Genomic DNA, 22,279 nt, shown 5'->3' on the forward strand with positions numbered 1-22,279 from the left:
GAAGGTGTGAAAATCGCTTTTCAAAATTTCGTTTGGTATAATTATGGACAATCTATGAGGGCTAAAAGGGGTTTTGATATGAGATCAAAAGTAGTAAAAGTAATTCTACTCATTACAATTGCATCTTTCTGTTTATTTGCATATGGCTTTGTTTCAGGTGTAAATGATGTATTAAATCCGAAAGCTTCAAATTTAATTAAAAAGACCGATGTAGTGGCAAAAGAGAAAAAGAAAACGGGAACGTTACAAATCGTTAGTTTAGGTGATTCATTAACGCGTGGCGTTGGTGATAAAGAAGGAATTGGCTATGTTGGGCGAATGAAAGAGGATTTACAAAAAGATTATAAGCAAAAAATTGCATTAACAAATTTAGCAGTTAGTGGTGCAAAAATGCCCGATTTATTAAAACAAATTGAAAGTAGTGGCGCTCAATATTCAATTAAGCAAGCAGATGTAATCGTGTTAACGATTGGTGGGAATGATTTGTTCCCAGGCTGGGAATCGCTTGGGAAAATAGATTTAGAGACGTATCGTCCTGACACAGAAACGTTTCAAAATGAAGCAAAGAAAATTATAGAAGAAATTCGTAAATTAAATACAGATAGTCCGATTTTTTGGCTTGGTTTATACAATCCTTTTGAAGATGTAGAAGATTTAAAAGGGTCTTCAAACATTGTTGTGGACTGGAATGCATCTTTAGAGAAGTTAGCGCTAAACGATAAAAATGTGTATATTACACCGACATTTGATTTATTCCAAAACCGCGGGAAAGATTTATTATACTCTGATCATTTTCATCCGAACGAAGTAGGTTATACGTATATGGCAGAACGTTTAGTTCAAAATGTTGTAAGTAAATTAAAACTAGAACAAGGAGGGTTAAAATGACGACGATACTTTCCGTACGAGACTTGAAGAAGGTAATTGGAAAGAAGACTCTTGTAGAGAATATTTCCTTTGATGTAAAGCAAGGAGAAGTGTTCGGGTTCTTAGGACCAAATGGTGCTGGAAAGACGACTACCATTCGAATGTTAGTCGGATTGATTAAGGCGACAGAAGGTAAGATTTCTATCGGTGGTTATTCGATTAAGGAAAATTTCAGAGAAGCGATGCGTCAAATTGGGAGTATCGTTGAAAACCCAGAGTTGTATACATATTTAACAGGATGGGAAAATTTAAAGCAATTTGCTCGTATGTTAGGTGATATATCAGATGAACGTATTATTGAAATTGCTGAAATGGTTCATTTAGATGAAAGAATTCATGACAAGGTAAAAACGTACTCACTTGGTATGAAACAACGCCTTGGAATTGCACAGGCGCTCCTTGGGAATCCTAAATTGCTTATATTAGATGAGCCAACGAATGGTTTAGATCCAGCTGGGATTAGAGAACTTAGGGAATTTATACATAAGCTTGTGAAAGAAGAAAATATGAGCGTGTTTATTTCAAGTCACTTGCTAAGTGAAGTGCAAATGATATGCGATCGCGTTGCTATTATTCATAAAGGAAAGATGATAACAGTTGCCAAGGTTGAAGAATTAATTAAAACAGCAAGTGATCGTGTAGAATGGATTGTTACACCAATTTCTAAGGCGAAAGATATGCTAGAAGCGGCCGAGGAAATAAGAGAAGTGAGTGTAAAAGGCGAGCGATTACTATGCCGCATGGATATTGCATCTATAAGTAGTTGGAATAAAAAATTTGTAGAAAATGAAATAGATGTACATAGCGTTAAGGAGCTTGTATTTACGCTAGAAGATTTATTTATTGAACTCACAAGGGGTGAGCAGCATGCGTGAATTTGCGAATCTAGTTTTAAATGAATCAGAAAAGATTTACCGTAAGAAACGTATTTTTGTTGTCATGCTTATTTTAGCAATCTTGATCCCGCTTTTTGTGTACGCGCAGTATCGTGAAATAGAAACGACACAAAAAAGACTCGGTACAACTGATTGGAAGGTTTCATTGCAACAGCAAATTGTTGATTCTCAGAACCGGTTGAACAATTCTAGGTTGCCAGAAGAATGGCGTGATTGGTTAAAGGTAAGAGTTGAGCAACAACAATATTATTTAGATCATGATATTAACCCGATGGCACCGGGTGCACCGACTTTTGTCAGAGCATTTATTGAACAAGGAATTACATTATTTATTCCGCTTCTCGTAATGATTGTCGCTATTGATATCGTTTCAGGAGAACGAAGTGATGGGACGATGAAGATGTTACTTACGCGGCCGATTCGGCGCTGGAAAATACTCCTTAGTAAATACGTGACGATGTTATTTTTCATTTCGCTCATACTGTTTCTTGTAGGTTTGTTTGCTTACATATTATCAGGGCTTGTATTTGGGTACTCGGGATGGAATTTACCTGTTTTAACAGGATTCGTCATTGATAAGGAAACGTTAAATACGAACTTTGTGCATCTTATTCCGCAGTGGCAATACATCTTAATGGCGTATGGACTAGCCTGGTTTGTTGCTATCGTTGTCGGAACTATATCATTTATGGTCTCTGTTTTAATTCGTAATACACCAGCTGGTATGGGCGTTATGCTAGCTGCATTAATTGCAGGCGGTATCTTAAGCTCGTTCGCAACATCTTGGGAAGGCGCGAAATATATTTTTAGTGTGAATTTATCATTAACGGATTATTTATCAGGAAAATTACCTGCGTTACAAGGCTTATCAATGGGATTTTCTTTGATGAATTTAACTGTTTGGGCAGTTGTTTCCCTTATTATTTCGTTCGTAGTATTTACAAAACAGGATATGTTGAATTAATTAGACAGGAAGTGACAGTATGGAAAATGTTTTAAAGAATGATTGGGGACCATTATTGGCACCAGAATTTGAGAAAGAGTATTATCGTACTCTATCCAGTTTTTTGACAGAAGAGTACAGCACGCATGTTGTTTATCCGAAGGTAGAAGATATTTTTAACGCTCTTCAGTATACAAGTTATGAAAATACAAAGGTTGTTATTTTAGGACAAGATCCATATCATGGACCGAATCAAGCGCATGGTTTAAGTTTTTCTGTACAACCTGATGTTAAAACACCACCGTCATTGTTAAATATGTATAAAGAACTTCGAGATGAATATGGTTATGAAATCCCGAATAACGGTTATTTAGTAAAATGGGCGGAACAAGGAGTATTACTACTAAATACCGTATTAACAGTTCGTCAAGGCGAAGCAAATTCTCATAAGGGAAAAGGATGGGAGCACTTCACAGATCGTGTGATTGAACTGTTGAACGAACGTGAAAAGCCAGTTATTTTCATATTGTGGGGGCGCCATGCGCAGGCGAAGAAGAAGTTAATTACGAATCCGAATCATCATATTATCGAATCTGTACATCCAAGCCCATTATCGGCAAGACGTGGTTTCTTTGGTAGTAAGCCATACTCTAAAGTAAATACGATTTTAGCTAATATGGGAGAAAGAGAAATTGATTGGGAAATTCCAAATTTATAAATAGAAAAGGTAGTTAACAGTCGTTAACTACCTTTTTATTATTGTTGTTCGTTCTTTAATTTTGCATCTAGTACAAAAGTACCAAATGGGATAACTGATGAAACGAATGCTCCAAGTGCCCATAAAATTGATTTACGGTGTACGATTGTTACTTGAATTACTGCAAAGATGAATAGAATAAACAGAACACCATGAGCCATGCCTGTAATTTTAACAGCTGTTGCAAATCCTGCGAAATATTTCAATGGCATTGCTACAAATAATAGTAATAGGAAAGAAATACCCTCAACTAGTCCAATTGCTCTTAATCGTCCGATTGGTGTAGATAACATAAAGTGGCCTCCTTTAACGTATGCTTGTATATAGTAAATTTGTATTCTTTATCAAAATAAAATAGTCTATTTTGTTTCATTATATACAAAAAGAAAGTTTACACTACGAGAATAGTGCAAAGTTCAAAATATAGTCACAAAAGCATGAGAATTTAAATAAAAACCTATTTGAAGTATTTGACTTCAAATAGGTTTTGTGAATGAAAATATTAAACAAGTACATCCGTTTTTAAAACGAATTTCTCTACAACTTTTGCAACACCATCGTTCATATTTGTATCTGTTACGTAGTTTGCAATTTCTTTAATATCATCAGGTGCATTGCCCATTGCAACGCCAAGACCAGCAAATTCAATCATTGCTTGGTCGTTATAGCTATCGCCCATTGCGATAACTTCTTCACGCTTAATGCCAAGCTTTTGAATCAGTTTGTTTAAGCTCGTTCCTTTTGTAACACCGGCTTCAGTAAATTCTAAGAAGAATGGTTTCGAACGCATCACGCTTAATTGGCCTTCTAGTTGTTTTTGTAGTTTCTTTTCAACTTCAACAAGGCGTTCAGCTTCTTTATTCATTAATACTTTTACTACAGGCTCTTTAACTGCGGCTTTAAAGTCATCTACTATAACAATTGGCATACCAGTAATATCGCCCTCAATTTCAGTATAAGGATTATTTTCTTCTGTTACGATATCATCGCCCATATAAGTATGAATCCATACATCTTCAGTTTTACTAATTTCAAATAAGTTGTGAACGATTTCAGGAGATAGTGTACTACTAAAGATTTCTTCGTTTGTTTTACAGTTAATAATTTTTGCGCCATTAAAAGATAGAATGAAACTGCCGTATTCTTCTAAGCGAAGTTCTTTGGCTACATTGCGCATACCAAACGTTGGACGTCCAGAAGCAAGTACAACCTTTACCCCTTGCTTTTGTGCAGTCATTAACGCTTCTTTCGTACGAGGTGAAATAGTATGGTCATCACGTAATAAAGTATCATCTAAATCTAAAACAATCATTTTATAAGTCATATAGAAAATTCCTTTCTTTAATTGAAATCAAAATACATGTTCATGAAGATGTTGAGGAATAATAGTAAGACATCAAACCTCTTTGAAAAGAAGTAGATAAATCATTATGAGTGTGTTGCTCATAATATCGGTTAATAATCATTGGGGATGGATAAAACCCCAATGATTCAAGTTTGATTTTATCGTAACAACTCTAAAGGTAGAGTGCAATAATGGAAGTTTTCCAATTTACGATATTTGTTTTGCTGTGGAACGAGAAAATAGTATTTCTAGCAAAATGGCCATTACAGATCCAAGAACGAGACCGTTACTTAAAAACGATGCTAGAAATGGTGGAAGTGTGGAATATGCTCCTGCTGGAACAAACATAACTCCGACTCCTGTGAAGATTGAAAGACCGGCTACTTTAAATAATCGTTCTTTATCCTGGACAGTTTCGTATTCTCTAAAGGCGAGGCCAATCATGCTTGCGAATACAGGATAAATAGCGGCATAACCAACTGCAACAGGAATTGCTGCAAAGAATGAAGTAATCTTTGGGAATATACTAACGACAATAATAAAGCTTGACCCTAATATAAAAGGGAGACGTTTATAAATATTAGTCGTTGCAATAAAACCTGCTGATCCAGAAATAGCGACAGGTCCAATAGCTGAAAACAGGCCGCCTAGCAATTGATTGATTCCTGTTATAATGCCGGCTTGTTTAAAACGATCTGATGCAGCATTTTCTTCATATTTAGAGACAACCTTTTGTACAACGCGAATACTTGCTAACATATTTGTTAGAAGTAAGAGTGTAACAAATATGACCGTAATTACCATGTTCCATTCAACACGAGGCATGCCGAAAACAAATAAGGACGGAAAACGGATTATGTCTGTCACGGGTGTTATTGGATTAGATAATCCGAAGCATGCGAATAATATCCAGCCGCATACGATACTGAAAAGAACGGAATATTGTCCAATAATAGGTAGCTTCATGATGAAAAAGGATAGTAAAATAACAATGAGTGAAAGGATAAATACGTTAGGTTGTACTTCTGTATGTTGTCCATCAAGGCCAAACATTCCTTTTAAGAAGGAGCCACTGAGTTGCGCGACAAGAAGAAATAAATACGTTCCAATGACTGTTGGTGTAAAATAGCGAACGAGTTTATCAATAAGTCCAAAAACGCTAAGAATAATACAAATAATACCGCTTAATAAGAAAGCGTATTGAAGAACTTTAAGTGTCTCATTGCTTGATCCAAATAATACGACGCCTAAACTTGCGTAAAGGGAGAAAATTCCCCACCAAAGGCCAGCAGGACCTTCTTGAATAGGAAGTTTATGCCCAAATATAGCTTGCAAGAGACCAGCAAAGCCAAGAACAAATAATGTTCTTTGTACGAATGCGATAGCTTCAGCGCCATCAAGACCATAACTAGTTGCGACACTAATTGGTACAATAAGGCTTCCAGCTAAAATAAATAGTGCCCATTGTAAGGCGGAAAGAAATGTTTTCATTATATCAACCTCTTTCATAGATTCCGTATCTAGTATATACGTATTTTATTTCCACTGGCAAAGATTGTAGATAGAGAAAAGAGTTGAAACACGGTATGAATGCACGTAAGCAATTATGGATAGCAGTTATATGTATGACTTTTGTTGTAATTCTAGGAACGATAGGATTTATGACAATTGAAGAGATTAGTTTGTTTCAAGCATTTTGGATGACGATGATTACTGTATTGACTGTTGGATACGGAGATGCCGTTCCTGTAACGCAAGCAGGGAAAGTATTTGCGCTCCTTATTATTCCTGTTGGTGTAGGTATTGTTACGTATGCAATTGGGGTAGTGGCAGCTATGATTATTGAAGGGAATTTATTTCATGCAGTACGGAGGAAGAAGATGGATAAACAAATAGCGCAGTTGAAAAATCATATTATAGTATGTGGTTGCGGTAGAGTGGGGCTTCAAGTTGTACATGAATTGCAAGAAAAGAAAATTCCATTTGTTGTTGTCGATAAAGATGAAAGTATATTAGAGAAGGAAAAGCTTTTGTATATACATGGAGATGCAACGGAGGATCAAGTTTTACATCATGCTGGAATTTCAAAAGCGGCTGGTTTAGTTGCTATTGTTGCAAATGATGCCGAAAATGTATTTATTACATTAACAGCAAGAGGATTAAACGATGCAATTAAAATTGTGGCTAGAGCTGAAAAACCAGAAACTGAAGAGAAATTAAGGCGTGCGGGTGCAAATAAAGTTATTAATCCATCCAGTATGGCAGGAATTCATATTGCAAAAGGTATTGCGAATCCATTAACAGTTCATTATATTGATACAGTGCTGTATGGGATAGAACAGTCATTTGTCATTGAAGAAATTTTAGTTGGAAAAGATTCAATATTAGTTGGTAAATCGTTACTAGAGAGTGATGTGAGGAATCAGTTTGATGTAACGATATTAGCGATTTTGAGAAATGGGGATATTATACATAATCCAACGGGGCAGGAAAAACTGCAAGAACATGATATGATAATAGTATTTGGTTCAGTAGAGAAGCTGAGGCAATTTGAGAAAGAACTACAAAGTACGAGGTGATAAGGAATGCAAATATCGAGCGATAAGATTTTAAATAAAATGGCGAATGAAATTGCAAAGGCAAAGAGTAGTGAAGGACAAAAATCAAAAGATCATTTATTAGTTGTGCGTGCTTTATGCGATTTACTATTAGATGAACAGGTTGAAACTTCTACGTATAGGGAGCCGCAAATTCAATCGCAAGTAATTGGATCGCAGCATATAACGACAGTTCAACCAGTTATGCCAGTGTCTGGAGAACCTGTGTATATTAAAGAAGAAGGTGCAAATGGTAATTCTTTATTTGATTTTTAAGGATTAAATCGTTTGGCTTATATGAAAAAATTGCTTATGATAAAAGTAAAAAAGGGGAATTAAGATGAAGATTTTCTTTTTACTAGGTTGTATTGCAGCGGGGTTATCTGTTGCGTTGGGAGCTTTTGGAGCACACGGTTTAGAAAATAAAATTTCTGCGAAAATGTTAGAAGTTTGGAAAACAGGCGTTACATATCAAATGTTTCATGCAGGTGGACTATTCGTAGTTGCTTTATTGATGGATAAGGTTCAATCATCACTTTTAACTACTGCTGGTTGGCTAATGGTAGCTGGGATTATTATGTTCTCAGGTAGTTTGTACGCATTAAGTACGACAGGCATTAAGTTCTTTGGTCCAATTACACCTCTTGGTGGTGTAGCGTTTATTGTGGCATGGATTCTAGTAGGGACTGCAGTTGTAAAAGGATTATAAAAAACAAAAGCTGGCATTTGCCAGCTTTTTTTATGGTCTTGGAGTATAAGTTGCTTGTTGACTAGGTAAATACGTAATTTCTTCTGGAAATTCTACGTAATCTAAGTAGATCATTAATAGTAAATAGCGTTTTCCTGATTGCGGTTCACTAATAACGATATGGTCACGGCCAGCTGCTTCAATAATACCTGTATAAGATTGTGTACCAAGGGAACTGCCACGTTCATAAGTCATTACAACTGTAGCTTGCTTACCTTTGTTTAAACGAAGGATATTTTCAATATAGGATTGCTCTAGAGGTAACATGCCTTGAGAAATTGCATATTGAGCCTGCGCAGCTTGAGCTGTTTGTTGTTGCATTGCTTGCTGCTGTTGTTGAGTCATTTGTTGCGGTTGGACATAAGTTCCAGATGGTTGATAAAAACCTGTTCCATAGTACGGATTTTGTTGCTGTGCCATTCAAAAATCCCTCCTCATTTTTATTCCTTAATATACGCTAGGGCAGTCTCCAGCAGATGGCTGGAAGAAGCAGTGCTTTTTAAAGCGACCAGAGTTTTGTTGGTTATACCAAGTTGGTGGACATGCACCTTCAGGTCTAAAGAACCATAAGGCAAAGTTGGCAGGCCAAAAACGTTGCCCTTGAATGGTCCGTCTCGCCAGGGCAATATCTTGTTCACGTGCCCGTTGATAAAAATATCCTTTTTGCGTTGCTTCAAAACCGCCGGGGTTTTGATAAACCATTTGACGTAAATTACGAATACTTTTAAAGTCTAAACAATTTCCGCGGACACGATTTACCCCAACGTTTCCGACCATTAACATTCCTTGTTGCCCTTCTCCTTCGGCTTCAGCACGCATCAGTCTAGCTAACAACTTTACATCTGCTTCGTTATAAGCAATAACACCCATTATGTGTCACCTCTCTTTTTGTAATACCTTTTGGAAAGAGGTTTATTTCTAGATGAAGTGTGGAACAATTACTAGTTCATACGTATGAGGAAAAGGACTCAGATATGACAACCAAACGAAGTTTTACACTGAGAGAGGAAAATAAAAAAAGCTAGCGTGAGCTAGCTTTTCATCATTAAAATACTTTAGACCATAAGTTTGAGAAGAAATCTCCAATAGAGCGCATTGTTAGCACAAACCAATTTGCTTTTTCAACTTCCTCTGTTGTTTTTGCAGTAACTTTCATACTTTTACTACCGTCTAAGAAACCATATTTATCAGTTGATTCTAAAGTAATTGAGCCTACTTTGGCATCTTTCTTAACAGGAGCAACTAAATGTCCATCTTCAGCAAGAGATTTATCTAATTCAGTCCCGATTTTATAAGGATCTTTGCTACCTTTTTTCGCAATTACTGTTATTTCTTTTTCAGGTGCAACCGTTACTTGATCTTCTTTCCCTTTTACTACAGAGATTGTGTTATTTTTATCAACCTTGAGCTTTTGTTTTTCGAAGTTATTAAATCCATATTCAATTAATTCACGAGATTCCGTGAAGCGTTCATCCATTGATTTTGTTTTAATAATAACCGAGATAAGACGTACATCACCACGTTTCGCTGTAATAGTGAACCCATATCCAGCGGTATCAGAACTACCAGTTTTTAAACCATCCGTTCCATCATAAGAGAAGGCAGCGCCTGGTAACATCCAGTTCCAGTTTTCCATACGAATTGGTTTTGGATGATTGTCTGGGAAGTTTCTAAATCTTTGTTTTGTATCCTCTAGCATTTCTGGATACTTTGTAATCATTGCTTTTGAAAGTATACCCATATCGCGAGCTGACATAGAGTTTTCTGCATTTGGATCAGTACCCTCGGGATGTTTCCCTTTTAAGTCAGCGTTATTTAAACCAGTAGCGTTTACAAATTTATATTTCTTTAACCCTAGTTTTTTTGCATGTTCATTTGCAAGATTTAAGAAGTTTTTCTCACTTCCTGCAAGTAGCTCTGCTAAAGCAATACTAGACCCGTTTGCAGAGAAGATAACAATAGAATGATATAATTCTTTTACAGTATATTGACGTCCTTTTTCGAACGGTACATTAGAGAATTCATTATTACGAGAGACTTCATAAGCGTAATCAGAAATATTTACTTTCGTATCCCATGTGATTTTTCCTTCTTTAATTGCTTCTAAAACAGCGTAAACAACAATTAATTTCGACATACTAGCAATAGCTAGCAATTCATCTGGATTTTGCTCGTGAAGTATTTTTCCTGTATCTGCATCAAATAAAAGTGCAGCAGCTGCCTCAATATGTATTTTTTCTTCTGCATGGGATGTTGTTACTCCTAAGGAAGAAATTGACAATACAAACAATAGTAAAATAGACAAGATTTTTTTCATATAGATTATCACCTTCGCATCGTTATTTAGCATATAGCTCGTATCATTTTAGCATATCTTTACATATAAAAAGGTTACAATTTTACAATAAATTTGAAAAAATGTCGGTTTTTCTTCAAAAGTGCAGAAAAAAGGAGATTTTTGAGGATAAATATAGAGAAAAATAAAAAAAGGAACGAATTTCGTCCCTTTTTCAATATTATATGTGTAAAAATTTCTCTACTTTTTCGTCTGGTAAGATGTTTCCAACGAAGAATGTTCCGAATTCACCATAACGAGCACTTACTTCATCAAATCGCATTTCATATATAAGTTTCTTAAATTGAAGAACATCGTCAGCGAATAATGTTACGCCCCACTCGAAATCATCGAATCCAACAGATCCTGAAATAACTTGGCGTACTTTACCTGCGTATTGACGACCAATTTTACTATGACTGTACATCATTTTTTTACGCTCTTCCATAGGAAGCATGTACCAGTTATCATCACCTTGGCGACGCTTATCCATTGGATAGAAGCAAATATGATTTGCTTTCGGCAATTCAGGATATAAGCGAGCTAAAATTTGTGGGTTTTGGTATGGATCCTCATCAGCTGGAAGATAGTTGCTTAATTCAACAACAGATACGTAAGAATATGCAGGAACCATATATTCAGCTAAAGTTGTTTTATTCAATTCTGTCTCAATTTCATTTAACTCTTCCATTGTTGGACGTAAAATCATAAGCATAATATCAGCTTTTTGACCAACAACTGTATACATTGCGTGACTACCATTTTTCGCAGTAGTTACTTCGTTCCATTTTTCAACGACATTTAAAAATTCAGACACTGCTTGTCCGCGTTCGTCGCTAGATAATGTTTTCCATGCAGCCCAATCAATAGAACGTAAATCATGTAAACAATACCAGCCATCTAACGTTGTTGTTGCTTCACTCATTCTATTCACCTCAGTTAATGATAGTTTTACACGTTAACTATAGCATATATAGTTTTAAAATCATCTATATAAAATCTTGGCGCATAAAATTGTCACATTTAAGGGTTTAAGTAAGGTGAATTAGACGGCTGAATTTTATGAAAATATAATCATTTTTATTTTATCTATTTTTTGGGAGCTATAAGTTTAAAATATAGAAGAAAAGCAGTATTCTTAAAGATAGAGTTTTTTAACATATGTAGGAGGGTTTATTCGTGAGCAACTTATTTACAACAGTAAAAGAAAAAGTTCAAGGAAAAGGCATTTCTATCGTACTTCCTGAAGGAACTGATGAAAGAATTTTAGGCGCTGCAGAGCGTTTAGCAAAAGAAGAGTTAGTAAAACCAATCTTAGTTGGTAATAAGGAAGAAATTAGCGCAAAAGCTGCTAGCATGAATTTAACATTAGCAGGCGTTGATATTTACGACCCAGCTACATACGAAGAAATGGATGCAATGGTAGCATCTTTCGTTGAACGCCGTAAAGGTAAAGCAACTGAAGAAGACGCTCGCAAAATCCTTAAAGACGAAAACTACTTCGGTACAATGCTTGTATACATGGGCAAAGCACACGGTTTAGTAAGTGGTGCAGCTCACTCTACAGCTGATACAGTTCGTCCAGCACTTCAAATTATTAAAACAAAACCAGGCGTTACAAAAACTTCTGGCGTATTCATCATGGTACGTGAAGAAGAGAAATATGTATTCGCTGATTGCGCAATTAACATTGCACCAAACAGCCAAGATTTAGCTGAAATCGGTATCGAAAGTGCGAAAACTGCTGAGTTATTCGGCATTGATCCACGCGTTGCTATGTTAAGCTTCTCTACAAAAGGTTCTGCGAAATCTCCAGAAACAGAAAAAGTTGTAGAAGCAACTCGCATTGCAAAAGAAATGGCTCCTGAGTTAACTTTAGATGGAGAATTCCAATTCGATGCTGCATTCGTACCATCTGTAGCTGAGAAAAAAGCTCCAGGTTCTACAATTAAAGGTGATGCTAACGTATTCGTATTCCCAAGCTTAGAAGCGGGTAATATCGGCTACAAAATCGCTCAACGTTTAGGTAACTTCGAAGCAGTAGGACCAATTTTACAAGGCTTAAACATGCCTGTAAATGATCTGTCTCGTGGATGTAACGAAGAAGAAGTGTACAAGTTAGCTTTAATTACAGCAGCTCAAGCACTTTAATTCTAAAATGAATTAGTATGGAAAATGACCACCCTTAGGGTGGTCATTTTTATTTTTCTAAGCCAAGTGCTTTATTATTACGATCAATAATACGTTGTAAATTCGTCTCATATAAAGGAATCTCATCTATTGTTAATTGAGATGGTGTTAACTTTGGAGCGAATTGCTGCAATGTTTTTAAAAGACGCATCATCAAATCTTGTACTGTAATGGTTTCGCCAAGTAATTCTGAGAGTGAGGCCATCGTACTTGGTACAATTTCAGGGTACGTAAAGCGTGTTTCTTCTCCTTGAATTGCTAGGTTGTAGAAATCACGAACGAGTGCGGCACGCTCAGAGCCACTTCCGGTAGCACAGAGATAAATTTGGACAGCGACACCGCCGCGAATACGACGTTGTGAAATACCAGCGAATTTTTGATCGCGAATACTTAAGTCATAACTACCAGGACAGTAAGAGCCAACAATTTCTTTTGCCTCGATAGTAACGTCGTAATCCTTTAACATCTCCTTAATTAAATGCCACATCGTATCGTATCCAAGATCAATATCGATACCTTTTTCTGTTTCTTGGAATAAAAGTGATACGTTTAAAACACCTTCATCAAGCACGACTGCAAGCCCGCCAGAATTACGAACAATAACATTGAAGTTGTGTTGTTTTAAAAAAGAAATACCTTCTTCTAAATGCGGAAGGCGTGAATCTTGAATGCCAAGGACAATTGTATTGTGATGAACCCAAGAACGCATTGTTGCGGCTGACTTGCCATTTCCAATGCTTGTGCATAATGTGTCATCCATTGCGAATGACTGAAGTGCATGGAATGTTGGTCCCAAACTAGACTGATCTACAATGCGCCACTCTGGCTGAGATAAAATGGAACGGGAATTGCTCATATAACTAACCCCTTATCTTTAAAATGACAATCTCTATTATAGCAAAAAATGAAGAATGGAGTTTTCTCACATATAAAGGGGGAGCTTAGAGGTGAAATAATAAAAAGGATGCATTACATGCATCCTTTTTATTCTGCAATTTTTTCTAAATTACCGTTTCGGTCCATTCGGAAAGATGTTTGAGAACGTTCTTCGTCATCCATGACTGCCAATTTACGAGCTCGGTTCATAATGTTCATAAGTGTTTCGTAATCTTCTTGTACAGTATGAGATTGCTTTTCTAACTTTTCTAGTTTCTTTTCTAGTTCCTCATTCCGAAGGATTTGTGCTTTAATTTCTTGTTTCAATCTCGTATTCTCGTTTTCAAGAGCTGTTACTTTTATATTTGAAGATCCGACTGTTTGTAAAAAATAAATAACATCTTGCATTGTCATAGAGCTTCTTGCAGCAGGAGCAGTAGATTCTTGATATGGAATAGCTTCTTTATATTGTACGATTGATTCCTCTTGTACTAATTCTTCATAATCATTTATCGAATCTGAAGCTGGTGGTGTATAAAGTAAACGTTTTTTCGCTTGTTCACCGCTTGCAGCACGCATTTTATCTTTACGATGTTTTTTTGCTAGTTGAAGAGCTTGTTCATAGCTATAGCGAACGACAGCATTCCAGCGGAAACCACAAGCAGCAGATGTACGATTTAACTGATCTCCTACTTCCTCAAATGCATTTAATTGCGTACTTCCTTCTCGAACATGACGAAGTACCGTTTCAGCAAGTAATAAATCATCCTCATCTGTCCAAGCATCTTGTCTTACTTTCATAGATTCAACTCCCTTTCTTTTTATGAACTTCCTATTTTTATAATGGGCAAAAAAATAAACTTTTATACAAAGCTTTTAAAAATATGGTAGATTTCGATGAAAGGTAAAAATTTTCCCATGAATGGTGAGCTCTTCTGTAGGAGAGCATATAAATATGTAGCATTATGTAGAGAATAGGCTTTGTAGGGAAACTTGCAACGAGCTTCAAAGAGCGGTAAAATACCATTTAGTGTTTATTTTTAAACGTACTTGAGAAAAGTTTAAAATAGAGGAAGTGTTATATAATGGGAAACGAATTTCGCGTGTGCGATGACTGTCAGGCAACGAACGTTAAAACGTTAGTTCCGAAGTTAAAAAAAGTAGATTCATGTGCAACGATTGAAGTTGGATGTCAGTCTTACTGTGGTCCTGGTCGTAAAAAATCATTCGCATTTGTAAATAACCGTCCAGTTGCGGCTCCAACGGAAGATGAGTTAATCATAAAAATTGAAGCAAAGTTAAATAAGTAAGAAAAAGAAGAGTGAAAAGATTACTCTTCTTTTTTTATGCCCATAAGAGGAAAGATTTATTCTGCGAAAGTACTCTTGTGTGGACGAACGTTTTCTAAAGGATGGATATAACTTTTGTATTAAAGTTCCAATTTATATAAATTTATATTTCAAAATAATGGTTGACAGTCTTTTAAAGCGATAGGTAGAATAGAAGTGTCTGATTCTGAGAATCATTATCAGGAAAATAACAATTCACCTAATTTTTTTTATTACTATTTGAGAATAAATTTCATTTTAATAAATATATGTTGTTGGTTAGGATGGTTGAGGGATGGAAGCGAGCGCAAGCAGTATAGAACAGCAAGAAGAGAATGTTAAAGAGATTAAGAGCAGACCGCTCATCGCTTCTATTATTTTAGTAGCGGGTACAGTTTTGTTAGCTTTAAGCATGGCAGTTTCTATTTCTTTTGGGGCTGCAGATATTAGTTTAAAGACTGTATGGCAAGCTGTATTTCAGTTTGATGGATCTATTACACATCATAACGTAATTCAAGAGCTTCGCATGCCTAGAGCAATAGGGGGCGTAGTTGCAGGTGCCTTTTTAGCGGTATCAGGAGCAATTATGCAAGGCATGACGCGAAATCCACTTGCTTCACCATCGTTAATGGGAATTACAGATGGGGCTGTATTTGGAATTGCAATTATGTATGCATTTTTCCCTAATTCACCTTATTTAATGTTTGTTATCGCATCTTTTATTGGAGCTGCGTTTGGTGCAAGCATTGTATATGGAATTGGGTCTTCTTCACCAGGTGGATTAACACCTGTGAAATTAGCTTTAGCAGGTGCAGCTATTAGTGCTTTATTAGGGGCAATTTCATCTGGAATCGCATTGTATTTTAATCTTGCCCAAGAGGTGAGCATGTGGAATGCAGGCGGAGTTGCTGGAGTGAAATGGCAAAGTATTAATATGTTAGTGCCAATTGGCTTTGTTTGTCTCTTTATCGCAATTATGATGTCGAGATATATTACAATTTTGAGCTTCGGTGAAGAAATTGCGATTGGACTTGGTCAAAATACGACATTAATTAAATTTATCGGAACAGTACTTGTTCTTGTTTTAACGGGTTCCGCAGTTTCCATGGCAGGATCAGTTGGATTTGTTGGTCTTGTAATCCCGCATATGACTCGTTTCCTCGTAGGCTCGGACTATAGATGGGTTATTCCATGTTCTGCGGTCTTAGGCGGACTGTTAATTGAATGTGCAGATATGTTATCTCGCGTTATTAACCCACCATTTGAAACGCCAATTGGAGCAATTACAGCGCTAATTGGGGTTCCATTCTTCCTCTACTTAGCACGTAATGAAGGGAGAGGAAAGATGTGAGGACGAGTGTCTTAACAAAAAAGAACATTTCTATATTAACGATTTTAGTAGGACTAATCGTTTCTATATTTCTTATTAGTTTAAATACAGGAACTTTTAAAATACCCCCAATTGACGTATTAAAGTCATTGGTTGGACTAGGGGCTGAAGATCAGTCTGTTATTTTATTTGAATTCCGTATGCCACGTATGGTAATTGCTATACTAGTCGGATCTGCTTTAGCTATGTCAGGTGCGATTTTGCAAGGTTTATCACGAAATCCGCTTGCTGATCCAGGTATTATAGGGATTAATGCTGGAGCGGGATTAACAGTTGTTATATTCGTCTACTTCTTCTTCGGGAAAGTAGGGACTGGTACATTTTTATCTGTATTCATTCTTCCATTTTTCGCACTAGTTGGAGCGATATTAGCAGCGGTAATTATTTATTTACTAGCATGGAAAGACGGCGTTTCATCGACTCGATTAATACTTGTCGGTATTGCCGTTGCAGCTGGATTTGGAGCTGTTAGTTTAATTTTCTCTATGAAGATGACATCTAACGATTTTCGTTTTGCTACGATTTGGCTGGCGGGAAGTCTGTGGGGTACAGATTGGAAATTTGTATTAAGTGTACTTCCATGGATGGTTATTTTCTTACCGCTTGCTATAAGTAAAGCACACATATTAAATGTAATGAACCTAGGCGATTCTACAGCAGTTGGCCTTGGTGTAAATGTAGAAAAAGAAAGACGTAAATTATTATTTATTGCAGTTTGTTTAGCAGGTGCATCTGTTGCTGTTGCCGGTGGAATTGGCTTTATCGGTTTAATGGCCCCGCATTTAGCAAGGCGCCTTGTTGGTGGCAAACATCAAATCATGTTGCCCACAGCTGCGCTAATAGGAACGTTTTTACTTTTATTCGCAGATGTAATTTCAAGAAGTGTACTAACAACTTCAGAAATACCAGTCGGTCTTGTTATTTCTGTAATTGGTGCACCGTATTTCATTTATTTACTTATGAGGACAAAATAAAGGGAGGCTTTTCGTATGGCAACTTTAGCGGTTGATGCGGTATCTGTTGGCTATAATGAAGGTTTAATTATTGATGGATTAACAGTTGAAATTCCGGAAGGGAAAATTACAACAATTATTGGACCAAATGGTTGTGGGAAGTCCACATTATTAAAAACGGCGTCTCGTATTTTGAAGGCAAAGCAAGGTACTGTTTATCTTGACGGAAAAGCAATTGAGAAACAGCCAACGAAAGAAATTGCAAAGAAAATGGCGATTTTACCACAAACTGCAGAAGTACCAACGGGTCTTACTGTATTTGAGCTTGTGTCATACGGAAGATTCCCTCATCAAAAAGGGTTTGGCACGTTGAAAGAAGAGGATTATCGCTACATTAACTGGGCACTTGAAGTGACAGGAATGAAAGAATTTGCGAATCGTCCAGCAGAAGCGCTATCTGGTGGTCAACGTCAACGTGTTTGGATTGCAATGGCTCTTGCACAAGGAACAGAATTACTTGTATTGGATGAACCAACAACGTACTTAGATATGGCTCATCAATTAGAAGTACTAAACTTATTGAAAAAGTTAAATGAAGAAGAAGGTAGAACGATTGTTATGGTTATCCATGACTTAAACCACGCTTCTCGTTTCTCAGATCATATGATTGCATTAAAAGCAGGTAAGTTAATGAAACAAGGAACGCCAGATGAAGTTATGACAAGTGAAACACTTCGTAACGTATTTGAGATTGAAGCTCAAATCGTTCCATGTCCAGTAAACTGTAAGCCAATTTGCTTAACATATGATTTAGCGATGATTAGTAATCAATTGCGTAAAAAAGCATAAGTAGAACCCCCTCGTGAAGAGGGGGGACTTCTAATGGACGTTGAGCTTCTTATATAAGAATGGGAAGTTGAACGCCCGTTAGAATGGGGTATTAACAACAATTAATAAAAATATATTGATTAATTGTTATCTTCGTTTCTTATAGTTCATTGCAACTTATAAGATAAATACAGCTAGAAGGAGTGGGAACATGAAGAATTTTAAAATGGCACTATTAGCAATGGTATTAGTTGTGACTTCTGTACTATTTGCTGCTTGTTCTAACAAAGAAGAAGAAAAGAAAGCAGATGCAAAGACTGAAGAGCGCACTGTAAAACATGCAAAAGGGGAAATTAAAATTCCTGCAAACCCAAAGAAAATTGCTGACCTTAGTGGTTCAACAGAAGAATTATTAATTTTCGGTATGAAACCGGTTATTACTGCTAATACATCTCAAGAAAAAATTGATGCACATATTGAAAAGAAACTAAAAGACGTTAAACCAGTTGGTTCTGCTTGGGGCGATAAAATTAACATCGAAGCAGTAGCTGCTGCAAAACCAGATTTAATTCTTGTAAATAATCGTCAAGAAAAGATTTATGATCAATTATCTAAAATTGCACCAACAGTTATGTTAAACACTCCATTAGATCAATGGCGTCCAAAATTCGAAGAAGTAGGTCAAATCTTCGGTAAAGAAAAAGAAACAAAAGAATGGTTCAAAAAGTATGATGAAAAAGCAAGCAAATTACATGACAAAATCGTCGCTAAAACTGGTGAAGCAACATTCATGAAAATGGCTGCGTATCCAAATGCTTTCCGCGTATACGGTGACTACGGTTACGGTAGCGTAATCTTTAATGATTTAAAACTACCAGCAGTTAAAGGTACACCAACTGATAAACCACTAGTACAAGTACAAAAAGAAGCTTTAATCGATTACAACCCAGATTACTTATTCGTATTTACAACTGGTGACGGTTCTCAGCGCTTAAAAGAATTCCAAGAAGAATCAATTTGGAAAAACATGAACGCTGTTAAAAACAACCACGTATTCACAATTAAAAATGAAGACTTAAACAAAGGTTACTTCCCATTAGGGAAAGATATGATCTTAGACGAAGTTGCTGAATTCGTTTTAGGTAAATAATGTATAAAGGAAATCACTTTTACTTCGGTAAAGGTGATTTTTTCTTTTTATAAAGGTAATTAATACAGTCTTTCATTTCTTTCTGTTTCTCATTTCGTTTATAATATAAAGTAAGAATGTAGTAAAGAAAGGGGGATGTCGGAAAGTGGTATATTTAAACGACAAACTCAGCGAAACAAAAGTGTTTAAAGACCCAGTACATAAATATGTGCACGTGCGTGATCGTGTTATTTGGGATTTAATCGGAACGAAAGAATTTCAACGCTTGCGCCGTATTAAGCAGCTTGGAACGACATTTTTTACATTTCACGGTGCAGAGCATAGTCGCTTTACTCATTCGTTAGGTGTATACGAAATTATTCGTCGTATGATTGATGATGTGTTTGATGGCAGACCAAATTGGAATGCTGAAGATAGATTGTTATGTTTATGTGCGGCATTACTTCATGATGTCGGTCACGGCCCATTTTCTCACTCGTTTGAAAAAGTATTTTCATTAGATCATGAGAAATTTACGCAAAAGATTATCGTTGGCGATACGGAGATTAATGATGTATTAAGTCGTGTTGATAAGGAGTTTCCACAAAAGGTAGCAGATGTAATTGCAAAAACGTCTACTAATAAATTAGCAATTAGTATGATTTCGAGCCAAATTGATGCGGATCGTATGGATTATTTATTAAGAGATGCTTATTTTACAGGCGTAAAGTATGGAAACTTCGATATGGAACGTATACTGCGTGTAATGCGCCCGTATGGGAATCAAGTAGTCATTAAAAATAGTGGTATGCATGCTGTTGAGCATTACATTATGAGTCGTTATCAAATGTATTGGCAAGTATATTTCCATCCGGTAACGCGAAGTGCAGAAGTTATTTTAACGAAGATTTTACACCGTGCTAAATCATTGCACGAGAAGTATTATACATTTAAAAATCATCCTGTTCATTTCTATTCTTTATTTGAAGAAGAAGTAACAGTAGAGGATTATTTAAAGTTAGACGAGAACGTTATGTATTACTACTTCCAAGTATGGCAGGAAGAAGAAGATCCAATTTTAAGCGATCTATGCCGCCGTTTTATGAATCGAAATCTATTTAAATATGTAGAGTTTACAGATAAACACGGTTTAGATAATTGGATGGAATTAAGTAGTTTATTTAAAAAGATTGGACTTGATCCGGAGTATTATTTAGTAGTTGATTCAACATCAGACTTACCGTATGACTTTTATCGTGCAGGAGAAGAAGAAGAGCGTTTGCCAATCCTACTTCTTATGCCAAACGGAGAGCTTAGAGAGCTTTCACGTGAATCGGATATTGTTGAGGCGATTACAGGTAAGAAAAGAACGGACCAAAAGCTATTCTATCCACATGATTTAATCTATGAAGATGGAAGAAAAGGAAAATATAAAGAGAGAATTATTGAGTTGTTAGAAGGAAAGAAATAAGAAGCAGCTAGTGGCTGCTTCTTATGAAAAACTTGAAATTATTTGTCGCTTAAGCGTTTTCCGCCAACTGCATAATGGTTTTTAGACATTTCTTCGATGAAAACAACGATGTTTTCTTCAGGAGCACCAGTTGTTTCGCTTACTGCTGCTGTTACTTTCTCAGCAAGAGCTTTCTTTTGTTCTTCTGTGCGTCCTTCTAGCATTTTCACTGTTACGTATGGCATATATAATCGCTCCCTTTATGTAAGTTACACTCTTATTATAGCGGATTATGGGGAAGAACAATCGAAAAAACAAATATTTTCTTTTTTTGACATATTGAAGAGGAGATGAAGCATGGATCAGTTATTTAGATATCCGTTGCACCAAATTCCGTTGGTAGCAATGGCCATTATTATTGCATTATCAGTGCATGAATTTGCGCATGCATATGTTGCATATAAATTTGGAGACGATACAGCAAAGAAGCAAGGCCGTTTAACATTATCACCGATGGCACACTTAGATCCTATTGGGATGATTGCTGTATTAATTCTTGGTTTTGGTTGGGCAAGACCGGTACCAGTTAATCCGTATAATTTTAAAAGACCGCGTCTCGCAGGAATATTAGTTTCTATTGCGGGACCAATTAGTAATTTAATTTTAAGTGCAATCGGTTTAATTATTTGGTATAGCTTATTAAAATTTGGTGTACTATACTCGATTCCATCTGCAGTAGCAGATACGTTAGCTCAATTTTTCCAGATTTTTATTATGTTGAATATCGTTTTACTTGTCTTTAACTTATTACCAATCCCACCACTTGATGGATATCGCGTAGTGGAGGATCTAGCACCAACAAATATTCGTGCGAAAATGACACAGTATGAAAAGTATGGAGCGATAGCGTTATTAATTCTTGTTATTACACCGCTTAGCAATTACACAATCCAGCCTATTTTTAATGTTGTTATTCCGTATGTATTAATATTTTTACAGAATATCATTGCGCCTATTTTCGGCCTTTAAACGAGGAGGAGCTTACATATGACAGAGAAAAAGAAAAAAATCGGTTTTAATATCGTGAAAAATGATTCAACAGATGGACATGGTGGTTTTGGCGTTGGGTCATTAAGTTTAGAAAACATTTCACCTGTATTTGTCGATGTACTAGAGAAAACAGCATTTGTTGATATCGGTGCGATGCATGCGCGTAGTACAGTAGAAAAAGGTATTAAGTTTTTAACAAATAAAGATGAGGTTCCAAACGGAAAACCATTTTGGCTTGTTTGGGTAACGATTGAAAGAACTGCAACTGGTGCTTATTACGCAGGTGTAACAGCTTGTGAAATGACAGTAGACCGTGAAATTCGTCGCGGATATAAATCACTTCCAGAACACGTAAACAAAATGGATAAATCAATGAAGCGTCACATTATGGTTGACCATATGGATGAATCATCTAAAAAGGTACTTGGTACATTCTTGAAAGAACATAATGAAGCGATTTGGAACGAATCTAGTGAAGAATTGCGCCGTGCATTATTAAGTGAATAAAAAATAGCTGACGGATGCCCGTCAGCTATT

26 protein-coding genes are annotated in these 22,279 nt (G+C 36.3%); 16 read left to right on the forward strand and 10 right to left on the reverse strand.

Annotated elements, in window-relative coordinates:
- Positions 1-6 precede the first annotated feature (6 nt).
- From ACTJJY_RS10860 to ACTJJY_RS10875, 4 genes are read left to right on the forward strand one after another with little or no spacing between them, the layout of a single operon-like run.
- Positions 7-888 carry an SGNH/GDSL hydrolase family protein gene (locus ACTJJY_RS10860; RefSeq protein WP_440605496.1) on the forward strand — a complete coding sequence of 294 codons (882 nt, stop codon included), beginning with the start codon at positions 7-9 and terminating at the stop codon, positions 886-888.
- Positions 885-1,802, forward strand: coding sequence for an ABC transporter ATP-binding protein (locus ACTJJY_RS10865; protein ID WP_000207708.1), 918 nt, complete (start codon positions 885-887; stop codon positions 1,800-1,802). Before ACTJJY_RS10860 ends, ACTJJY_RS10865 begins: the two co-directional genes overlap by 4 nt.
- The gene (locus ACTJJY_RS10870) at positions 1,795-2,787 is read left to right on the forward strand and encodes an ABC transporter permease subunit (RefSeq protein ID WP_023523591.1); all 993 of its coding nucleotides are present in this window, start codon (positions 1,795-1,797) and stop codon (positions 2,785-2,787) included. Before ACTJJY_RS10865 ends, ACTJJY_RS10870 begins: the two co-directional genes overlap by 8 nt.
- A 19-nt stretch (positions 2,788-2,806) precedes the next feature.
- Positions 2,807-3,484, forward strand: a complete 678-nt coding sequence (locus tag ACTJJY_RS10875) for a uracil-DNA glycosylase (RefSeq protein WP_063549195.1) — start codon at positions 2,807-2,809, stop codon at positions 3,482-3,484.
- Between the two features lie 38 nt (positions 3,485-3,522).
- Here ACTJJY_RS10875 and ACTJJY_RS10880 read toward each other — a convergent pair whose 3' ends face one another.
- The 3 genes from ACTJJY_RS10880 to ACTJJY_RS10890 form a co-directional block, all read right to left on the reverse strand.
- Positions 3,523-3,816, reverse strand: coding sequence for a DUF3817 domain-containing protein (locus ACTJJY_RS10880; RefSeq protein WP_000953396.1), 294 nt, complete (start codon positions 3,814-3,816; stop codon positions 3,523-3,525).
- 209 nt (positions 3,817-4,025) lie between these two features.
- Complete coding sequence (locus ACTJJY_RS10885; RefSeq protein WP_440605497.1) at positions 4,026-4,847, reverse strand: Cof-type HAD-IIB family hydrolase; 822 nt, start codon at positions 4,845-4,847, stop codon at positions 4,026-4,028.
- 228 nt (positions 4,848-5,075) lie between these two features.
- Positions 5,076-6,359: a purine/pyrimidine permease gene (locus ACTJJY_RS10890; RefSeq protein ID WP_440605498.1), complete on the reverse strand. Its 1,284-nt coding sequence runs from the start codon at positions 6,357-6,359 to the stop codon at positions 5,076-5,078.
- Positions 6,360-6,454: 95 nt separating this feature from the next.
- Between ACTJJY_RS10890 and ACTJJY_RS10895 the strand changes: the two genes are divergently transcribed.
- The 3 genes from ACTJJY_RS10895 (at position 6,455) to ACTJJY_RS10905 (ending at position 8,174) form a co-directional block, all read left to right on the forward strand.
- Entirely contained in the window at positions 6,455-7,447 is a 993-nt protein-coding gene (locus ACTJJY_RS10895) for a potassium channel family protein (protein ID WP_440605499.1), read from the forward strand.
- 6 nt (positions 7,448-7,453) lie between these two features.
- The gene (locus ACTJJY_RS10900; protein ID WP_440605500.1) at positions 7,454-7,741 is read left to right on the forward strand and encodes a YwdI family protein; all 288 of its coding nucleotides are present in this window, start codon (positions 7,454-7,456) and stop codon (positions 7,739-7,741) included.
- Between the two features lie 64 nt (positions 7,742-7,805).
- A complete protein-coding gene (locus tag ACTJJY_RS10905; protein ID WP_000688315.1) occupies positions 7,806-8,174 on the forward strand; it encodes a DUF423 domain-containing protein in 369 nt (122 codons plus the stop codon).
- A gap of 30 nt (positions 8,175-8,204) precedes the next feature.
- Here ACTJJY_RS10905 and gerQ read toward each other — a convergent pair whose 3' ends face one another.
- The 4 genes from gerQ to hemQ form a co-directional block, all read right to left on the reverse strand.
- Complete coding sequence (gene gerQ, locus ACTJJY_RS10910; RefSeq protein ID WP_000068652.1) at positions 8,205-8,633, reverse strand: spore coat protein GerQ; 429 nt, start codon at positions 8,631-8,633, stop codon at positions 8,205-8,207.
- Positions 8,634-8,660: 27 nt separating this feature from the next.
- The gene (cwlJ, locus tag ACTJJY_RS10915) at positions 8,661-9,083 is read right to left on the reverse strand and encodes a cell wall hydrolase CwlJ (protein WP_089172048.1); all 423 of its coding nucleotides are present in this window, start codon (positions 9,081-9,083) and stop codon (positions 8,661-8,663) included.
- A gap of 175 nt (positions 9,084-9,258) precedes the next feature.
- Positions 9,259-10,530, reverse strand: coding sequence for a serine hydrolase (locus tag ACTJJY_RS10920; RefSeq protein WP_440605501.1), 1,272 nt, complete (start codon positions 10,528-10,530; stop codon positions 9,259-9,261).
- Between the two features lie 199 nt (positions 10,531-10,729).
- Positions 10,730-11,473: a hydrogen peroxide-dependent heme synthase gene (gene hemQ, locus ACTJJY_RS10925; RefSeq protein ID WP_440605502.1), complete on the reverse strand. Its 744-nt coding sequence runs from the start codon at positions 11,471-11,473 to the stop codon at positions 10,730-10,732.
- 254 nt (positions 11,474-11,727) lie between these two features.
- On the opposite strand from hemQ, the gene pta reads away from it, so the two are divergent.
- The gene (gene pta, locus ACTJJY_RS10930; protein WP_000067215.1) at positions 11,728-12,699 is read left to right on the forward strand and encodes a phosphate acetyltransferase; all 972 of its coding nucleotides are present in this window, start codon (positions 11,728-11,730) and stop codon (positions 12,697-12,699) included.
- Positions 12,700-12,748: 49 nt separating this feature from the next.
- On the opposite strand, the gene ACTJJY_RS10935 is transcribed toward pta, so the two are convergent.
- Positions 12,749-13,594: a lipoate--protein ligase family protein gene (locus tag ACTJJY_RS10935; protein ID WP_000071943.1), complete on the reverse strand. Its 846-nt coding sequence runs from the start codon at positions 13,592-13,594 to the stop codon at positions 12,749-12,751.
- Between the two features lie 128 nt (positions 13,595-13,722).
- Positions 13,723-14,415: an RsfA family transcriptional regulator gene (locus ACTJJY_RS10940; RefSeq protein ID WP_440605503.1), complete on the reverse strand. Its 693-nt coding sequence runs from the start codon at positions 14,413-14,415 to the stop codon at positions 13,723-13,725.
- 284 nt (positions 14,416-14,699) lie between these two features.
- Here ACTJJY_RS10940 and ACTJJY_RS10945 point away from each other — a divergent pair, with 284 nt between their 5' ends.
- The 6 genes from ACTJJY_RS10945 (at position 14,700) to ACTJJY_RS10970 (ending at position 20,713) form a co-directional block, all read left to right on the forward strand.
- Positions 14,700-14,924 carry a DUF1450 domain-containing protein gene (locus tag ACTJJY_RS10945; protein ID WP_440605504.1) on the forward strand — a complete coding sequence of 75 codons (225 nt, stop codon included), beginning with the start codon at positions 14,700-14,702 and terminating at the stop codon, positions 14,922-14,924.
- A gap of 313 nt (positions 14,925-15,237) precedes the next feature.
- Complete coding sequence (locus tag ACTJJY_RS10950) at positions 15,238-16,293, forward strand: FecCD family ABC transporter permease (protein WP_097988106.1); 1,056 nt, start codon at positions 15,238-15,240, stop codon at positions 16,291-16,293.
- Positions 16,290-17,306 (forward strand): FecCD family ABC transporter permease, encoded by a 1,017-nt coding sequence (locus ACTJJY_RS10955; RefSeq protein ID WP_440605505.1) that lies wholly within the window; start codon positions 16,290-16,292, stop codon positions 17,304-17,306. The genes ACTJJY_RS10950 and ACTJJY_RS10955 overlap by 4 nt, the downstream gene beginning before the upstream one ends.
- 15 nt (positions 17,307-17,321) lie before the next feature.
- Positions 17,322-18,134 (forward strand): ABC transporter ATP-binding protein, encoded by an 813-nt coding sequence (locus ACTJJY_RS10960; protein WP_000212068.1) that lies wholly within the window; start codon positions 17,322-17,324, stop codon positions 18,132-18,134.
- Positions 18,135-18,324: 190 nt separating this feature from the next.
- On the forward strand, positions 18,325-19,263 hold the full coding sequence (locus ACTJJY_RS10965; RefSeq protein WP_000787724.1) for an ABC transporter substrate-binding protein: 939 nt from the start codon (positions 18,325-18,327) through the stop codon (positions 19,261-19,263).
- A gap of 145 nt (positions 19,264-19,408) precedes the next feature.
- A complete protein-coding gene (locus ACTJJY_RS10970) occupies positions 19,409-20,713 on the forward strand; it encodes an HD domain-containing protein (protein WP_000262730.1) in 1,305 nt (434 codons plus the stop codon).
- 38 nt (positions 20,714-20,751) lie between these two features.
- Here the strand turns inward: ACTJJY_RS10970 and ACTJJY_RS10975 are convergent, their stop codons facing one another.
- Positions 20,752-20,937, reverse strand: coding sequence for a 2-hydroxymuconate tautomerase (locus ACTJJY_RS10975; RefSeq protein WP_001147171.1), 186 nt, complete (start codon positions 20,935-20,937; stop codon positions 20,752-20,754).
- 112 nt (positions 20,938-21,049) lie between these two features.
- On the opposite strand from ACTJJY_RS10975, the gene ACTJJY_RS10980 reads away from it, so the two are divergent.
- Both ACTJJY_RS10980 and ACTJJY_RS10985 read left to right on the forward strand, forming a co-directional pair.
- Positions 21,050-21,721 carry a site-2 protease family protein gene (locus ACTJJY_RS10980; RefSeq protein WP_144614859.1) on the forward strand — a complete coding sequence of 224 codons (672 nt, stop codon included), beginning with the start codon at positions 21,050-21,052 and terminating at the stop codon, positions 21,719-21,721.
- Positions 21,722-21,739: 18 nt separating this feature from the next.
- Positions 21,740-22,249 carry a YwhD family protein gene (locus ACTJJY_RS10985; RefSeq protein ID WP_144614861.1) on the forward strand — a complete coding sequence of 170 codons (510 nt, stop codon included), beginning with the start codon at positions 21,740-21,742 and terminating at the stop codon, positions 22,247-22,249.
- Positions 22,250-22,279: the final 30 nt, after the last annotated feature.

It is taken from the genome of Bacillus sp. 22475 (assembly GCF_052044835.1).
GTDB lineage: Bacteria > Bacillota > Bacilli > Bacillales > Bacillaceae_G > Bacillus_A > Bacillus_A cereus.

Bases quoted from the DNA above. Each gene is read 5' to 3' on its own strand.
- ACTJJY_RS10865 (WP_000207708.1), top strand. From the start codon at position 885: ATGACGACGATACTTTCCGTACGAGACTTGAAGAAGGTAATTGGAAAG.
- ACTJJY_RS10870 (WP_023523591.1), top strand. From the start codon at position 1,795: ATGCGTGAATTTGCGAATCTAGTTTTAAATGAATCAGAAAAGATTTAC.
- ACTJJY_RS10875 (WP_063549195.1), top strand. From the start codon at position 2,807: ATGGAAAATGTTTTAAAGAATGATTGGGGACCATTATTGGCACCAGAA.
- ACTJJY_RS10880 (WP_000953396.1), bottom strand. From the start codon at position 3,816: ATGTTATCTACACCAATCGGACGATTAAGAGCAATTGGACTAGTTGAG.
- ACTJJY_RS10885 (WP_440605497.1), bottom strand. From the start codon at position 4,847: ATGACTTATAAAATGATTGTTTTAGATTTAGATGATACTTTATTACGT.
- ACTJJY_RS10890 (WP_440605498.1), bottom strand. From the start codon at position 6,359: ATGAAAACATTTCTTTCCGCCTTACAATGGGCACTATTTATTTTAGCT.
- ACTJJY_RS10895 (WP_440605499.1), top strand. From the start codon at position 6,455: ATGAATGCACGTAAGCAATTATGGATAGCAGTTATATGTATGACTTTT.
- ACTJJY_RS10900 (WP_440605500.1), top strand. From the start codon at position 7,454: ATGCAAATATCGAGCGATAAGATTTTAAATAAAATGGCGAATGAAATT.
- ACTJJY_RS10905 (WP_000688315.1), top strand. From the start codon at position 7,806: ATGAAGATTTTCTTTTTACTAGGTTGTATTGCAGCGGGGTTATCTGTT.
- gerQ (WP_000068652.1), bottom strand. From the start codon at position 8,633: ATGGCACAGCAACAAAATCCGTACTATGGAACAGGTTTTTATCAACCA.
- cwlJ (WP_089172048.1), bottom strand. From the start codon at position 9,083: ATGGGTGTTATTGCTTATAACGAAGCAGATGTAAAGTTGTTAGCTAGA.
- ACTJJY_RS10920 (WP_440605501.1), bottom strand. From the start codon at position 10,530: ATGAAAAAAATCTTGTCTATTTTACTATTGTTTGTATTGTCAATTTCT.
- hemQ (WP_440605502.1), bottom strand. From the start codon at position 11,473: ATGAGTGAAGCAACAACAACGTTAGATGGCTGGTATTGTTTACATGAT.
- ACTJJY_RS10935 (WP_000071943.1), bottom strand. From the start codon at position 13,594: ATGAGCAATTCCCGTTCCATTTTATCTCAGCCAGAGTGGCGCATTGTA.
- ACTJJY_RS10940 (WP_440605503.1), bottom strand. From the start codon at position 14,415: ATGAAAGTAAGACAAGATGCTTGGACAGATGAGGATGATTTATTACTT.
- ACTJJY_RS10945 (WP_440605504.1), top strand. From the start codon at position 14,700: ATGGGAAACGAATTTCGCGTGTGCGATGACTGTCAGGCAACGAACGTT.
- ACTJJY_RS10950 (WP_097988106.1), top strand. From the start codon at position 15,238: ATGGAAGCGAGCGCAAGCAGTATAGAACAGCAAGAAGAGAATGTTAAA.
- ACTJJY_RS10960 (WP_000212068.1), top strand. From the start codon at position 17,322: ATGGCAACTTTAGCGGTTGATGCGGTATCTGTTGGCTATAATGAAGGT.
- ACTJJY_RS10965 (WP_000787724.1), top strand. From the start codon at position 18,325: ATGAAGAATTTTAAAATGGCACTATTAGCAATGGTATTAGTTGTGACT.
- ACTJJY_RS10975 (WP_001147171.1), bottom strand. From the start codon at position 20,937: ATGCCATACGTAACAGTGAAAATGCTAGAAGGACGCACAGAAGAACAA.
- ACTJJY_RS10980 (WP_144614859.1), top strand. From the start codon at position 21,050: ATGGATCAGTTATTTAGATATCCGTTGCACCAAATTCCGTTGGTAGCA.
- ACTJJY_RS10985 (WP_144614861.1), top strand. From the start codon at position 21,740: ATGACAGAGAAAAAGAAAAAAATCGGTTTTAATATCGTGAAAAATGAT.